This is a genomic window from Caulobacter sp. GSs2 (assembly GCF_058680895.1).
Genome location: NZ_CM178725.1, coordinates 1,349,333 through 1,363,679 on the forward strand (window position 1 = coordinate 1,349,333; position 14,347 = coordinate 1,363,679).

The following is a 14,347-nucleotide window of genomic DNA, read 5'->3' on the forward strand; positions in this document are numbered from 1 at the left end:
GCTGGGGTCAGCCGCGTCCAGCCCTGTGGTCTCGCGGATCAGGCGAGGTCGAAGCGATCCAGGTTCATCACCTTGGTCCAGGCCGCCACGAAATCGCTGACGAACTTTTCCTTGGAGTCGCTCTGGGCATAGACCTCGGCCAGGGCCCGCAGTTGCGAGTTGGAGCCGAAGACCAGATCCACGCGCGTTGCGGTCCAGCGACCCTCTCCGGTGGTGCGGTCGCGGCCTTCAAACTCGGCCTCTGCTTCCGAGGTCGCCGACCAGACCGTTTGCATGTCGAGCAGATTGACGAAGAAGTCGTTCGTCAGGGCGCCCGGCTGCGCGGTGAAGACGCCATGCGGTGACTGATCGGTATTGGCGTTCAGCACGCGCAGGCCACCGATCAGCACCGTCATTTCGGGCGCCGTCAGGGTCAGCAGCTGGGCCCGGTCGATCAGCAGTTCCTCAGCCGTCAGGGTATATTCCGTCTTCAGATAGTTACGGAAACCATCGGCGGTGGGCTCGAGCACCGAGAACGACTCGATGTCGGTCTGGGCCTGGGAGGCGTCGGTGCGGCCGGGCGTGAAGGCGACCTCGACCGCGTGTCCCGCCGCCTTTGCGGCCAGTTCGACACCCGCGCAGCCCGCCAGCACGATCAGGTCAGCCAGAGACACCTTCTTGCCGCCGGTCTGGCCGGCGTTGAAGGACGTCTGGATGCCTTCCAGCGCCGCCAGCACGGACGACAGCTGAGCCGGCTGGTTCACCGCCCAGGTGCGATGCGGCTCAAGCCGGATACGGGCGCCGTTGGCCCCGCCCCGCTTGTCCGAACCGCGGAAGGTCGAGGCAGAAGCCCAGGCGGTCGCGACCAGTTGAGAGACCGACAGACCCGAAGCCAGCACCTTGGCCTTTAGGTCCCGGATATCGGCCGCATTGACCAACGGGTGATCCACGGCCGGAACGGGATCTTGCCAGATCAGCTCCTCCTTGGGCACCAGCGGACCGCGATAGCGGGCGACGGGGCCCATGTCGCGATGGGTCAGCTTGAACCAGGCGCGAGCGAAGGCGTCCTGGAACTGGTCCGGGTTCTCGTGGAAGCGCTTGGAGATCGGCCCGTAGATCGGGTCGAAGCGAAGCGCCAGGTCCGTCGTCGCCATCATGGGCGCATGACGCTTGGAGGGATCGTGGGCGTCGGGCACCAGGGTCCGGGCCGCCGGATCCTTCGGGGTCCACTGCTGGGCGCCGGCCGGGCTCTTGGTCAGCTCCCACTCGTGGCCGAACAGCGTGTCGAAATAGCCGTTGTCCCACTTGATGGGATTGGGTTTCCAGGCGCCCTCAAGGCCGCTGGTGATGGTGTGGACGCCCTTGCCGCTGCCGAAGCTGTTCTTCCAGCCCAGGCCCTGTTCGACGATGCTTGCGCCTTCTGGCTCGCGGCCGACCTGGGCTGCGTCGCCCGCGCCATGGGCCTTGCCGAAGGTGTGGCCACCGGCGATCAGCGCGACGGTCTCCTCGTCGTTCATCGCCATGCGGGCGAAGGTCTCGCGGATATCGTGAGCCGAGGCCAGGGGATCAGGATTGCCGTTGGGGCCTTCGGGATTGACGTAGATCAGGCCCATCTGGACAGCGGCCAGCGGCTTGTCCAGCTGGCGCTCGCCCTTGTAGCGGTCGTCGCCCAGCCAGGTGTCCTCGGCGCCCCAGTGGACGTCTTCCTCGGGCTCCCAGGTGTCTTCGCGGCCAAAGCCGAAGCCGAAGGTCTTGAAGCCCATGGTCTCCATGCCGACGTCGGCGGCGATGATCATCAGGTCAGCCCAGCTGATCTGGTTGCCGTACTTCTGCTTGATCGGCCAGATCAGGCGACGGGCCTTGTCGAGGTTGCCGTTGTCAGGCCAGCTGTTGAGCGGCGCAAAGCGCTGCTGGCCCGCGCCAGCACCCCCGCGACCATCGCCGGTGCGATAGGTGCCGGCGCTGTGCCAGGCCATGCGCACAAAGAACGGGCCATAGTGGCCGTAGTCGGCCGGCCACCACTCCTGCGAGTCGGTCATCAGCGCCGCCAGGTCCTTCTTCAGGGCCTCGACATCCAGCTTTTCGACCTGCTCAGCATAGCTGAACGCCGGCGAGAAGGGGCTGACCAGCGACGAGTGCTGGGACAGGATCTTCAGGTTCAGCTGGTTGGGCCACCAGTCGCGGTTCGACCGGCCGCCGAGGCTGGTATGAGCCCGAGCGCCGTGATTGAAGGGGCACTGGCCCGTGGGTTCGACGATGTTGTTTCCGTCCATAACTGGCTCCGATCTTGGCTGCTGTGACTGACTTGGCCTGCACGATGAAGACCGTGAATTCTGCGGAAATAGGCCCGCTTACTGACTGGCAAGGCGCGCCGTTGAAACGGATCAGCGCAAACTGGCCCGCCGGGTGACGGAGCCAGGTTGTCGCCGGGTGAGGCGCACCGGAATTCAAGTCGAGGTCTGTATCCTGCCGCCACTCCCTCTGGGCGCTCTCTGCGGATCGCCTGACAAAGTTTTCGCGCATCCCACCCATAAAGAGAAGCGCCAAAAATCAATGGCTATGATAGGTACTGCCTATGATCAGATTTCGAGTTGCGTCGTGAACCTTCGAGACCTCCGCTACCTTCTGGCCATGGTCGAGCATGAGCATTTCGGTCAGGCCGCGCGGGCCTGCGGCGTAAGTCAGCCCACCCTGTCCGTGCAGATCCGGAAGCTGGAAGAGCTTGTGGGCGTCGCCCTGTTCGAGCGCAGCAGCAAGGCGGTCGTCCCGACATCCGCCTGCCTGCAACTGATCGGCCATGCCCGCACAGCGGTCACGGCCGCCGAAGCGATCCTGGCCACGGCGCGAACGCTTCGCGACCCTCTGGCGGGACGCTTTCGGGTGGGCATCATCCCGACCCTGGCGCCCTACCTGCTGCCGCTGGTGTTTGCGCCGCTGCGCGAGGCGCTGCCCGCGCTGGAGCTCGAGCCCTGGGAAGACCAGACCACCGCCCTGCTTGAACGGCTGCGCAGCCACGAGCTGGACGCGGCTCTGCTGGCCACCGAGGTGGACGGGCCTGATCTGATGAGCCAGACGCTGTTCGACGAGCCCTTCCTGGCGGCCCTGCCGCCCGATCACTTGCTGGCGGGGCTGGACACCGTCACCGAAACCGATCTGGCGAAGGACATTCTGGTGCTGGCCGACGGTCACTGCCTGCGCGACCAGACCCTGGCGGCCTGCGGCAGCAACGGGGCGCTGGGCGGCCCGCTCCGCGCCGCCAGCCTGCCCACCTTGCTGAACATGGTGGCGGCCGGCTACGGCACGACCCTGATTCCGGGGCTGGCGGCCGGCGCGGCGCAGGATGCGGGGATTGTGCTCAGGCCGCTGGCCGAGCAGGCTGGGCGCACGGTGCGGATCGCTTGGCGCGCCAACTATCCCGGCCGTCCCGCCGTGGAGGCGGTGGGCGAGGTCATAGCCCAGCGCTTGCGGGGCTTCGCCAGGGGCGCGGTGGCCGGGACGATCTAAAATCCGGCCTTCACCTCGACCGCCACCACGCCCCGGGGCGAGCGCGAAGGCCGCAGATCGCCGTCGACCACCACGCGATAGGGTCCTTCGCGGGCGTCCAGCGGCTGGCCATTGACCGTGTCGGCCAGGATCACCGGATTGGCGCGATAGACGGGGTCGGTCTCGGCGATCGACAGGATATTGGAAAAGCCGTCGGCGGCGCGCAGGATGACCATCTGGTTCAGATACCGCCCCATCAGCCGCTCGCCCGAGACGACGCCGGCCTTAAGCAGGGCCCCATGCAGGATCGCGCCCTCATAGACCACCGGCTGCCCCTTGACCTGGATCGTCGCCCTGGCGCGCGGCAGGGCCTTTACCTCGGCGGGCGTCAGCACCACCGTGTCTCGTCCGGCGACGGTGACCTTGAGATCCTGCGCCGAGACCGGCGAAGCGAGGACGGCGGCGGCGATCGCGGCCGTGAGGGCGAGGAGGATGCGCATGCCGGCAGCGTGGCGCCCCTCCCCGCGTCTGTCACGCCTTCAGCTCGGTCATCAGCGGATAGAGCGAGGCCACCAGCAGCACGGCCATGCTGACATTGAAGACGCGCAGGATCGCCGGCCGGTCCAGAAAACGCCGCATGCCCTGACCAAAGCCGGCCCAGGCGGCGCTGCACGGCGCGCCCACCAGCATGAAGGTTCCCGCCAGGACCAGCACGGTCAGGCTACCGCTGCCTTCCGGCGTGTAGGTGGTGGCGGCGCCCAGGGCCATCGCCCAGGCCTTGGGGTTCAGCCACTGGAAGGCGGCGGCCTCCAGGAAGGTCATCGGCTGGCCGGTGGCGCTCTTGTCATTGATCCCGGTCGCCGTGGCGATCTTCCAGGCCAGCCACAGCATGTAGGCTGCGCCGACCCATTTCAGGATCTCGTGCAGGATAGGGAAGGTCCTGAACACGCCCGACAGGCCCCACCCCATCGCCACCACCATCACGCCCAGACCCGCGCTGATCCCCAGGATGTGCAGGATCGTGCGGCGAAAGCCGAAGTTCGCCCCCGAGGCCAGCAGCATCATGTTGTTGGGCCCGGGCGTACCGGCGGTGGCGAAAGCGAACAGGACGAAGGCCAGAAGAAGGTCGGGGGTCACGTCGGGACTCCATGATCGAGAATGTCACAGAGATGTTCTCGATTGATCCATGAGTCAAAATGAGTATTGTCATGATGACAATATCGGAGCCCGCATGTCCGCGAAAACCCTGAGGGACTGGACCCCGTCGCTGGAGGCCGGCGACGCGCCGATCTATGAGCGCCTGCTGGCCGCCCTGCGCGCCGATATCGAGACCGGCGCCCTGGCCGCCGGCGCGCGCCTGCCGCCGCAGCGCGACCTGGCCCACCGCCTGGGACTGGGGCTGGGCACCGTCACCCGCGCCTATGTCGAGGCCGAGAAGGCCGGGCTGGTCGAGGCCCATGTCGGGCGCGGCAGCTTTGTGCGCGGCGGGGCGGCGGGAAAGCCTGTCAGGACGGCCGATAGCGGCCTGATCAATCTCTCGCAGAATATCGCCCCTGGCGGACCGGCCGAGGGCCGACTGGGCGACACCCTGACCCGGCTGCGCCGACGCGGCGACCTCCTCGACTGCCTGGGCTACGCTCCGCCGGCGGGGCTGGAGGCCCAGCGGCGCTCCGGGGCCGCGTGGCTGGAGCGCAGCGGCGGTCTGGTCGGCGCCGACTGGACCCGGCTGGTCTGCACCGCCGGCGCCCAGCAGGCCCTGGCCCTGGCCTTCGGCGCCGTGGCGCGGTGGGGTGATACCGTGCTGTGCGAGGCCTCGACCTTCTACGGCGTCAAGGCGCTGGCCCAGCATATGGGCTATGGGCTTAAGGGCCTGGCCATGGACGCCCAGGGCCTGCGCCCCGACGTTTTGGACGAGGCCGCCGCCACCGGCGCCTTCAGGGTGGTGGCCATCCAGCCCACCCTGCAGAACCCGACCGGCCGGATCATGAGCGCCGGACGCCGCGCCCAGATCGTGGCCGTGGCCCGCAAGCACGACCTGATGATCATCGAGGACGACATCTATGCGGTCTACGCACCGGACGCACCGCCGCCCTTCGCGGTGCTGGCCCCGGAGCGCACCTTCCACGTCTCGGGCGTCTCCAAGTCGCTGGCGCCCGGCCTGCGCACCGGCTTCCTGATCGTGCCGCCCGGCGATGCCTTGGACCGCGTTCTGCGCACGGTGCGCGCGCTGTCCTATGCTCCGCCCAACTTCGGCGGACTGATCGCCACCCAGTGGATCGAGGACGGCGCGGCCGACGCCATTGTGGCCGAGATCCTGACCGAGATGACCGCCCGCCTGTCCCTGGCCCGCGAGATCCTGGGCGACGCCATCGAGACCCCGATGTCGGCCAGCGCGCCGCACGTCTGGCTGCCGATGTCGGACCTGGACGCCGAACGTCTGGCCGGCCGGGCCCTGCGCGGCGGCGTGGAAGTGACCCCCCCGTCAGCCCCGGTGGTCGCGCCCGGCCTGACGACCGGCGTGCGCGTGTGCCTGGGCGCGGCGCAGGATCGGGAAGCCCTGGAACGCGGCCTCCGCATCGTGGCCGCAGCCGTAGCGGATGTCGACGAGCGGTCTCGGGCGGTGATCTAGTACAGCAGCACTTTCACCACGGCCGAGCCGTCCGGCCGGGCGCCCGCCATCCGCCTACTTGGCTTTTGTATAGGGCACGAACTGGCCCAGGCTCACCGAAGCCCGCGAACCCGCCGAGCCCTTGCCGCCGCGATCGACCATGGCCACCGCATCGCCCCGGCACAGCCGCACCCCGTTGGTGCGGGGGTTGATGATGGAGTCGTGATCCAGAGCGGCGACGCCCATCTCCGGACGGTTCACATAGACAATGCCGGCCGGCATCCGAATGATGATCGCCGTCTTGTCGATGACATCGATCATCAGGGAGCGGCGTGGATCGAGGCAGTCGATCGGCTCGCCCGCCACGCGTCCCTCGACCATCTTGGCCAGGCTGCGTTCGCCCTTTTCGTTGCCCTCATCGCTTGCGAGCGCGCTTGTGGCCCCCGCGAGAACCGCAACCGCCATCAGTCCCGTAAGCCCAAAACGCATGTCAGCCCCCCTCCCGGCCGCCGCCAGACGCGACGGCGTGCGATACCGGTAGATCTTCAGGGCATACTCAACCTGAATTAGGCGATGTCAATAGACTCGCCACCTTCGGTAGAAATGGACTTCGCGGTCCTTGGCGCCGACCCTGGCCCTACTCCGCCGCGATCGCCTCGCCGTCGGCGGCGGCCTTCAGTTCGGCCGCGCGCTTTTCGACCAGCTCAACGATGTGCTCGATCATGCCGTCGTTGGACTGTTTGTGATCGGGCTTGCCAGCCATGTAGACCATGCCCGACCCTGCCCCGCCGCCGGTGAAGCCCAGATCGGTCATCAGGGCCTCGCCAGGACCGTTGACCACGCAGCCGATGATCGACAGCGACATCGGCTGGCTGATGTGGGCCAGGCGCTCTTCCAGGGCCTCCACCGTCTTGATGACATTGAAGCCCTGACGGGCGCAGGACGGGCAGGCGATGATGTTGACGCCGCGGTGGCGCAGGCCCAGCGATTTGAGGATGTCGAAGCCGACCTTGATCTCCTCGACGGGATCGGCGGCCAGAGACACGCGGATGGTGTCGCCGATGCCGGCCCACAGCATCGCGCCGATGCCGATCGAAGATTTCACCGTGCCGGTGCGCAGGGCCCCGGCCTCGGTGACGCCCAGGTGCAGCGGGCAGTCGATCCGCTCGGCCAGCTGGTGATAGGCCGCCACCGTCATGAACGGATCGGACGCCTTCACCGAAATCTTGAACTCGTGGAAGTCGTGGTCCTGCAGGATACGAGCGTGGTTGAGGGCGCTCTCTACCATGGCGTCGGGGCACGGCTCGCCGTATTTTTCCAGCAGTTCTCGCTCCAGAGAGCCGGCATTGACGCCGATCCGCATCGAGCAGCCGTGGTCGCGGGCCGCCTGGATCACGTCGCGCACGCGGTCGGCGCTGCCGATATTGCCCGGATTGATCCGCAGGCAGGCCGCGCCGGCCTGGGCGGCCTCGATGCCGCGCTTGTAGTGAAAATGGATGTCGGCCACCAGCGGCACGCGCGACTCGCGGGCGATGGTCTTGAAGGCCGCCGTGCTGTCGGTGTCGGGGCAGCTGACGCGGACGATGTCGGCGCCGGCTTCCTCCAGCTGACGGATCTGCTCCAGCGTCGCGGCGGCGTCGCTGGTCAGGGTGTTGGTCATCGACTGGACGGTGATGGGCGCATCGCCCCCCACCTCGACATTGCCGACGCGGATCTTGCGCGACACGCGACGCTGGATCGAGCGCCAGGGACGAAGGTGAGTGTGGTCTGCGGCCATGGAGACAATCTAGGGCTTTTGCGAGCGGAACCCAAGGATGAGTTCTCTATTTTCCCGCGCCGCCCGGAGGCCCGAAGATCGGGACTGGAGTCAGACTGCCGGCTTGGCCAGTTTGCCCAGCGCCGTGGTTGACGCGGTCAGGCGCCCCGTCAGCACACCGCCGGAATAGACGTCGAAATTGCTGGGGTCGGAGACGTCGGCCGTCAGGCCTGCCGTGCGCGGGGCGCGGAAGGCTTCGCCGGCATTGAGCTGGCGGGCGAAATACACCGAGCCGTCACCGCCGCGCACCACCAGGGTGGCGGCCTTGCGGGCCAGCAGAACGACACCGGAGCCGTCGGCGGCGGCCGCGCCGTGGATCACGCCACGCGGCTTGAAGGTCGAGCCCAGGGCGGCGACATGGGCGGCGTCGATCTCGCCCTCGCCCGCCGCGAGGGCGGTAGCGCGGGCCTTGGAGGCGGCGTTGGCCGCATCGGCTGAACCGCCATTGGCGGCGGCGTCGTCGAGACCGGGGGTCTTGTAGGGCTCGGGCGTGGTCGACTCGACCGGGGCCGGCAGGGGCGCGCCCAGCGACACGGCAGAACCGGCCGGCGCCGAGGCCGAGTGCGGTGCGGCGGTGTTGGCCGCGACCTGGGCGGAGGGCGCGTCCTTGTCCATGGCGCGCTGCGCCACGTTCCACAGCAGAATGGCGCCGACCATCAGCAGGCCAACGATCAGCACCAGGGCCAGGCGGGGATCGCGCTCATGGCGCACGCCGACCGGCGCGCGCAGTTCGCCGCCGTCGTCGGGCACGTCGCTCTTGAAGCGCAGCACGGCGGCCTCGCCGTCCAGACCCAGCAGCTGGGCATAGGCGCGGACATAGCCGATCGTGAACGGGCGCGAAGGCAGATCTTCCAGCCGCAGGTCTTCGAGAGCGTCAATATAGCTCTGGCGGATGCGGGTGGAGTCGGCCACGTCCTGGGTGGTCAGGCCGCGAAAAGTCCGGGCGGCGCGCAGAGCGGCGCCGATGTCGACGCCCTCGTCGACCGACGGCTGTCCCACGACGGCGAAGCCCTCGTCGGGCTCGGCGTCGGAGTTCAGATGCAAGTGCCTTACACTGCCCGTGTCCAGCGCCATTGCGGCAATATCACCCCAAAAATCGCGTCGCGCACGAACGCCACGCTCACCCCACTTCGCATTACACGAAGTTCTTAACAGTTCTTTGTGGATATCAAACTAAGCTACGGGATTCAATACACTAAACAGCGAAGCTTGGTTAATCGCCCATCCCGTCAGATGGCGACATAGAGTTTGCGCGCCAAGGTTTCGATCTCCCCCCGGAGCGATCCGGCCGAAGTCTTCAGCAGGGCCTCGACGTTTCGTCTGGCCGCCTCGCGATCGCACGACAGCACCATCTGCTTGACCGGGCCGATGCCAGCCGGCGGCATCGACAAACGGTCAAAGCCCAAGGCCACCAGGGCGAAGGCTTCCAGCGGCCGCCCCGCCATCTCGCCACAGACCGACACCGGCGTACCGGTGTCCTCGCACGCCTGCTGGATGGTCTTCAGCGCCCGCAGGGCCGCCGGCGACAGCGGGTCGTAGCGATCGGCCATGCGCGGATTGCCGCGGTCGGCGGCGAACAGATACTGCATCAGGTCATTGGTGCCGACCGAAACGAAGTCGGTCATCGGCAACAATGCGTCCAGATGCCAAAGCAGCGAGGGCGCCTCGATCATCGCCCCGACGTCCAGACGCGCCGGCGCCGGGCGACCGCGCTTCAGGGCCCAGGCCACTTCCTGATCGACGAAGGCGCGGGCGGCGCGGAACTCGTCCACATTGGCCACCAGCGGGAACATGATCCGCAGCGACCGGCCGGCGGCGGCCTTGATCAGCGCCCGAATCTGCATGCGCAGCAGCGCCGGACGGTCCAGGCCCATGCGGATGGCGCGCCAGCCCAGGGCCGGATTGTCCTCGCGCTCCATCTCCATGTACGGCAGCAGCTTGTCACCGCCGAGATCGAGCGTCCGGAAGGTCACCGGCATGCCGTTGGCGGCTTCCAGCACCTTTTCATAGAGCGCCGTCTGGGCCTCCAGCCGGGGCATTTCCTCGGCGACCATGAACTGGAACTCGGTGCGGAACAGGCCGATGCCCTCGGCCCCGGTCTCGCCCAGGATGTCCAGATCGACGGCGAGGCCCGCGTTCATCAGCAGCGTGACCTTGGCCCCGTCCTTGGTGAAGGCGGGCGTGTCGCGCAGACGGGCGAACTCGGCCTTGCGCTGGGCGCGGACCTCCATCCGGGCCCGCAGCGACTTGACCACGTCAGGACGCGGGCGAAGCCAGGCCTCGGCGGTCTCGGCGTCGACCACCACGGGGTCGCCCTCGCTGACCCGGTCGCGCAGGCCGGCCAGCCGGCCGACGCACGGGATGTCCAGCGCCCGAGCCACGATGCCGGCATGGCTGGCGGCCGAGCCTTCCTCGAGCAGGATGCCCTTCAGCTTGGTGCGGTCATATTCCAGCAGGTCGGCGGGGCCCAGGTTGCGGGCGATCAGGATGGCGTCGTCGGGCAGCTGGCGCACGGCGTGCACATCGCCAGACAGGTGACGCAGCAGCCGGTCGTTGAGGTCTTCCAGGTCGTGCAGCCGCTCGCGCAGATAGGGATCGCGAGCCTGGCCCAGGCGGGCGCGGTGCTCTGACCTTACACGTTCAACGGCGGCTTCGGCGGTCAGGCCCGAGCGCACGGCCTCTTCCAGGCCCCGGTTCCAGCCGCGATCGTGGGCAAACAGGCGATAGGTGTCGAGCACCTCGTACGACGCGCCGACTAGGCCACCCTGCCCCTCCAGCATCTCGTCGATCTGGCTCTGCAGGGCGGTGACGGCGACCTTCAGGCGGATCTCTTCGGCGGCGGAATCGTCCGACAGCAGCTGCTCAGGCGCCACCGGCTGCTCGTGCAGCACAGCCACGCCATAGGCCAGGCCCTCGGCAAAGCGCGCGCCCTTCAGCCGCTCGGGCTTGTGGGGCGCGATCTCGACGTCCTTGAGCTCGGCCATGCCCAGGAGCTCGCTGGACGACACCATCTCGGCCAGGACCATGGCGATGATCTGGAGGTCCTCGACCTCCTCGTCGCCATAGGTGCGCTCGGTGCGGTTCTGGACCACCAGAACGCCGATCGAGCGGCCGCCGCGCAGCAAGGGCACGGCCATGAAGGCGTGATAGGGGTCTTCGCCGGTTTCGGGCCGGTAGGCGAAGGCCGGATGGTTGGGGGCGTCCGACAGGTTCAGCGGCCGACCCAGACGCATGGTCTCGCCGACCAGGCCCTCGCCGGGCTTCAGCCGGGTGACGTGGACGGCTTCGGGGGCCAGGCCTTCGGTGGCGAACAGTTCCAGATCGCCGGAGGCGCGGCGCAGATAGATCGAGCAGACCTCGGCGACCATCGAGATGGCGATGGTGCGCACCACCATGTCGAGCTTGCCCTGGGCGGGGCCTGCCCCGGCCATGGCCTCGCGAATCTGCCGCAGCAGACTGCGTGGTCCTCGAACGGCGATGCCGCTTGCCGCCATGCGCTCTCCCTCTGTCCGTAGCGGTCTAACCCGACTGAAAGTCCGATGGGTTAAGACGCCGCTTCGGCCCCTAGCGCGCTATAGCAGATTTCGCGCCCCTGACAGCGGTCGCGGCGACCTTGCGGAAAGATTGTCTCGCGCGACGCGCGAAAAAGCGCCGCCCGCCCGGAAGGGAAGGCGGCGCAAGTCTTCGCCGACAGGATCGGGATCAGGACCTGGCGACGGTCGTCGGGGGCCTAGCGGCGGTCGTCGTGGGCGTAGCGGTTGTCGTAACGAGCGTCGTAGCGGGCGTCGTAGCGATCGCCCCGGCCATAGCGGTTGTCACGGCTGTCACGGGCGTAGCGCTGGTCGCGGCTCTGGTAGCCCTGCTGGCCGTAGGACTGCTGGCCATAGGACTGGCCATAGCCTTGCTGGTGACCATTATAGGCCGGGCGCGTGCGATAGCCGCTGCTGTAGCGACGGTCGTCCTTGTCCTTGGCTGTCGAGGCGCCGATGGCGGCGCCGGCGATGGCGCCGATCGCCACCGCGCCCTTGTCGCCGTCACCCAGGGCCGCACCGGCCAAGCCGCCGATCACGGCGCCCAGGATGGCCTTGTTGGTCTTCTCGCCGGCAAAGGCGCCCGAGGCGGGCAGGATCATGGCGGCGGTGATGGCACCGGCGATCAGGGTCTTGGAGAGGGTCTTCATGGCAATGCCCCTTTCGAGAAGCGTCGCCAGATCCGGAGGGCCCGGTGCGGCGCTGTTGATGTCTGTTTTAGGAGCCGCCGCTTGAACCCGGTCTGAACGGTGCTGTTCAGGTGGCAGTCATCTTCAACTGTCATCCCGGCCAAGCGCGAAGCGCGCCGAGCCGGGACCGCCGGAAGCTCTGAGTTTGTCGCGGTCCCGGGTCTCCGCTGCGCTGCGCCCGGGATGACAAGGCATTAAGGCGCAGGCTCGACCGCCGCCGCCGGCCGGTGCAGCGACACCGACCACAGCACCCCCACCAGCATCAAGCCGATCGCCAAGCTCTCCAGCGGACGCGGCCAACGGCCTTCGTGCAGGAAGCCGTAGAGCAGGGCGAACAGGGTCTCGAACACGATCAGCTGGCCCGACAGGCTGAGCGGCAGCAGGCGGCTGGCGGCGTTCCACAGGCCGTTGCCGATCACCGAAGCGCCCAGGGCCACGGCCAGGCTGACGCCCCAGAACAGGGTCCAGGCGCTGGAGACATGCCCCGCCGCCCCGACGAGGAAGGCCGGAACGATCAGCACCAGCGACAGCGCGCCGGTGACCACCCCGGTCAGCAGCGACCACTCGTGACTGTTGAAGGTCGGCGTCGCGGCCAGCCGGCGGGCGTTCCAAACGGCGTAGAGCGTCCAGCAGGCCAGGGCCAGCACGGCGCCCAGAACGCCCAGAACCAAACGCGGCGCGGGCGCGCCCTCCCCGCTTCTGAACACGTCGACATTGATGCAGACCACCCCCGCCGCCAGCAGGGCCAGCGGCGCGGCCAGACGCCGGATCGGCACGCCCTCGCCCGGCCTTGCACCGACCAGGGTCACGGTCACGGGCAAAAGCCCGATGATCAGCGAGGCCGCCGCCACCCCGGCGTTCTGCACGGCTACGGCCAGGCCGACATAGTAGATCAGGTTGCCCAGCAGGCTCAGCAGGGCCAGGTCCCGCCAGTCGCGGCCCGTCATCCGGCCGAACACCGCAAGGGCGGTGGGGGCCAGCAACACCAGCGACGCCAGGCCATAGGCCAGATACCGCCCGGCGGTCATCTGCAGCGGCGTGAAATCGGCCAGCAGCAACGGCGCCAGAAACACCCCGCCCCAGAAGGCGCCGGCGATCAGGCCGCACAGCAGGCCCAGGGTTAGGCGGCGGGGATCGGTCATGCAGGCGAGTTAGCAGGCCGACGCAGCGGCTGGCTTGGAGAAAATCGGCCAGGGGTCGCGCATTGTCGCGACGGAACCAGAGTCCGGCGCCGTTTGGTCAGCAATGCCTTCTAACGCCGCTGGAACCCCGCATGAAAGCCCTGGCCCCGCTCCTCACAGCCGCCCTCATCGCCGGCGTGGCCGCCGAAAGTCTGGCGGAGGGCCGCTTCCAGGGTCCGCTTCGCAAGCGTATGGCCGAACGCCTCGAGGCGCGGGCCCAGCCCAAAAGCGGGGCGAAGGACCGTCCGGTCAACCTGCAGGCCATTCAGCCCGGTGCGCGCAAGACGACCATGGCCTATGGACCTGATCCCGCTCAGCAACTGGACCTCTACACGCCGTCAGGCGCGAAGGATGCGCCGGTCATCGTCATGGTGCACGGCGGAGCCTGGAAGGTCGGCGACAAGGCCAATGCCGCCGTCGTCGAGAACAAGCTGAAATACTGGCTGCCCAGGGGCTACATCCTGGTCAGCGTCAACTACCGGATGTTGCCGGCCGCCATGGCTTACGAGCAGGCGCTGGACGTGGCCCAGGCGCTGGAATGGACCCAGGCCCGGGCGCACGAGTGGGGCGGCGACAATCGCAAGATCATCCTGATGGGTCACTCGGCCGGCGCTCACCTGGCGGCCCTGCTGTCGTCGCGGCCTTCCATGGTGCGACAGCGCTGGGCCGGAACGGTGGTGCTCGACTCGGCGACCCTGAAGGTGTCGGAGACGATGAAGGGCAGGCATCCGGACTTCTACGACGAAGCGTTCGGCGCCGATCCGGACTACTGGGCCAAGGCCTCGCCGATGGACCAGTGGACCTCCGAAGCCATTCCGATGATGGTGGTCTGCTCGACCCGCCGTCCCGACAAGCCCTGCAACGACGCCAAGGCCTTTCAGGCGCTGGTCCGGCAAAAGGGTCGCGACATGCCGGTCCTGACCCAGAACCTGACCCATGCCGACATCAACGCAAACCTTGGCCTGCCCGGCGCCTATACGACCGCTGTGGACGCCTTCATCCGGACGCGGATCGGGGCGGCGCGCTAGGGTCGATGGGGCGGTCAGGCCCGGTTCGGGTTT

General features: G+C 68.1%; 12 protein-coding genes. 3 read left to right on the forward strand and 9 right to left on the reverse strand.

The window, feature by feature from the left end; genetic code table 11:
- Window positions 1-38 precede the first annotated feature (38 nt).
- A complete protein-coding gene (gene katG / locus ACW17Z_RS06565; RefSeq protein ID WP_492058076.1) occupies window positions 39-2,252 on the reverse strand; it encodes a catalase/peroxidase HPI in 2,214 nt (737 codons plus the stop codon).
- A 325-nt stretch (window positions 2,253-2,577) separates the two neighbouring features.
- Here katG and ACW17Z_RS06570 point away from each other — a divergent pair, with 325 nt between their 5' ends.
- Complete coding sequence (locus tag ACW17Z_RS06570) at window positions 2,578-3,483, forward strand: LysR substrate-binding domain-containing protein (RefSeq protein ID WP_492058077.1); 906 nt, start codon at window positions 2,578-2,580, stop codon at window positions 3,481-3,483.
- Here ACW17Z_RS06570 and ACW17Z_RS06575 read toward each other — a convergent pair.
- Window positions 3,480-3,962: a molybdopterin-dependent oxidoreductase gene (locus ACW17Z_RS06575; protein ID WP_492058078.1), complete on the reverse strand. Its 483-nt coding sequence runs from the start codon at window positions 3,960-3,962 to the stop codon at window positions 3,480-3,482. The genes ACW17Z_RS06570 and ACW17Z_RS06575 overlap by 4 nt on opposite strands.
- 31 nt (window positions 3,963-3,993) lie before the next feature.
- On the reverse strand, window positions 3,994-4,599 hold the full coding sequence (locus ACW17Z_RS06580) for a LysE family translocator (protein ID WP_419318218.1): 606 nt from the start codon (window positions 4,597-4,599) through the stop codon (window positions 3,994-3,996).
- A gap of 94 nt (window positions 4,600-4,693) precedes the next feature.
- Between ACW17Z_RS06580 and ACW17Z_RS06585 the strand changes: the two genes are divergently transcribed.
- The gene (locus ACW17Z_RS06585) at window positions 4,694-6,091 is read left to right on the forward strand and encodes an aminotransferase-like domain-containing protein (protein ID WP_492058079.1); all 1,398 of its coding nucleotides are present in this window, start codon (window positions 4,694-4,696) and stop codon (window positions 6,089-6,091) included.
- A 54-nt stretch (window positions 6,092-6,145) separates the two neighbouring features.
- On the opposite strand, the gene ACW17Z_RS06590 is transcribed toward ACW17Z_RS06585, so the two are convergent.
- The 6 genes from ACW17Z_RS06590 to ACW17Z_RS06615 all read right to left on the reverse strand — a co-directional run bounded on the left by ACW17Z_RS06590 (window position 6,146) and on the right by ACW17Z_RS06615 (window position 13,247).
- Window positions 6,146-6,559 (reverse strand): hypothetical protein, encoded by a 414-nt coding sequence (locus tag ACW17Z_RS06590; RefSeq protein WP_492058080.1) that lies wholly within the window; start codon window positions 6,557-6,559, stop codon window positions 6,146-6,148.
- A gap of 148 nt (window positions 6,560-6,707) precedes the next feature.
- On the reverse strand, window positions 6,708-7,847 hold the full coding sequence (ispG, locus tag ACW17Z_RS06595) for a flavodoxin-dependent (E)-4-hydroxy-3-methylbut-2-enyl-diphosphate synthase (RefSeq protein WP_492058081.1): 1,140 nt from the start codon (window positions 7,845-7,847) through the stop codon (window positions 6,708-6,710).
- A gap of 90 nt (window positions 7,848-7,937) precedes the next feature.
- The gene (locus ACW17Z_RS06600) at window positions 7,938-8,960 is read right to left on the reverse strand and encodes a helix-turn-helix domain-containing protein (RefSeq protein ID WP_492058082.1); all 1,023 of its coding nucleotides are present in this window, start codon (window positions 8,958-8,960) and stop codon (window positions 7,938-7,940) included.
- Between the two features lie 155 nt (window positions 8,961-9,115).
- Window positions 9,116-11,380, reverse strand: coding sequence for a phosphoenolpyruvate--protein phosphotransferase (gene ptsP, locus ACW17Z_RS06605; RefSeq protein WP_492058083.1), 2,265 nt, complete (start codon window positions 11,378-11,380; stop codon window positions 9,116-9,118).
- Between the two features lie 236 nt (window positions 11,381-11,616).
- On the reverse strand, window positions 11,617-12,066 hold the full coding sequence (locus ACW17Z_RS06610) for a hypothetical protein (protein ID WP_492058084.1): 450 nt from the start codon (window positions 12,064-12,066) through the stop codon (window positions 11,617-11,619).
- 233 nt (window positions 12,067-12,299) lie between these two features.
- On the reverse strand, window positions 12,300-13,247 hold the full coding sequence (locus ACW17Z_RS06615) for a DMT family transporter (RefSeq protein WP_492058085.1): 948 nt from the start codon (window positions 13,245-13,247) through the stop codon (window positions 12,300-12,302).
- Window positions 13,248-13,378: 131 nt separating this feature from the next.
- Here ACW17Z_RS06615 and ACW17Z_RS06620 point away from each other — a divergent pair, with 131 nt between their 5' ends.
- Entirely contained in the window at window positions 13,379-14,314 is a 936-nt protein-coding gene (locus ACW17Z_RS06620; protein WP_492058086.1) for an alpha/beta hydrolase, read from the forward strand.
- Window positions 14,315-14,347 lie beyond the last annotated feature (33 nt).

Excerpts from the sequence above, each read along its gene's own strand:
- ACW17Z_RS06620 (WP_492058086.1), top strand. The coding sequence starts at position 13,379 with ATGAAAGCCCTGGCCCCGCTCCTCACAGCCGCCCTCATCGCCGGCGTG.
- katG (WP_492058076.1), bottom strand. The coding sequence starts at position 2,252 with ATGGACGGAAACAACATCGTCGAACCCACGGGCCAGTGCCCCTTCAAT.
- ACW17Z_RS06600 (WP_492058082.1), bottom strand. The coding sequence starts at position 8,960 with ATGGCGCTGGACACGGGCAGTGTAAGGCACTTGCATCTGAACTCCGAC.
- ACW17Z_RS06610 (WP_492058084.1), bottom strand. The coding sequence starts at position 12,066 with ATGAAGACCCTCTCCAAGACCCTGATCGCCGGTGCCATCACCGCCGCC.
- ACW17Z_RS06590 (WP_492058080.1), bottom strand. The coding sequence starts at position 6,559 with ATGCGTTTTGGGCTTACGGGACTGATGGCGGTTGCGGTTCTCGCGGGG.
- ptsP (WP_492058083.1), bottom strand. The coding sequence starts at position 11,380 with ATGGCGGCAAGCGGCATCGCCGTTCGAGGACCACGCAGTCTGCTGCGG.
- ispG (WP_492058081.1), bottom strand. The coding sequence starts at position 7,847 with ATGGCCGCAGACCACACTCACCTTCGTCCCTGGCGCTCGATCCAGCGT.
- ACW17Z_RS06615 (WP_492058085.1), bottom strand. The coding sequence starts at position 13,247 with ATGACCGATCCCCGCCGCCTAACCCTGGGCCTGCTGTGCGGCCTGATC.
- ACW17Z_RS06585 (WP_492058079.1), top strand. The coding sequence starts at position 4,694 with ATGTCCGCGAAAACCCTGAGGGACTGGACCCCGTCGCTGGAGGCCGGC.
- ACW17Z_RS06575 (WP_492058078.1), bottom strand. The coding sequence starts at position 3,962 with ATGCGCATCCTCCTCGCCCTCACGGCCGCGATCGCCGCCGCCGTCCTC.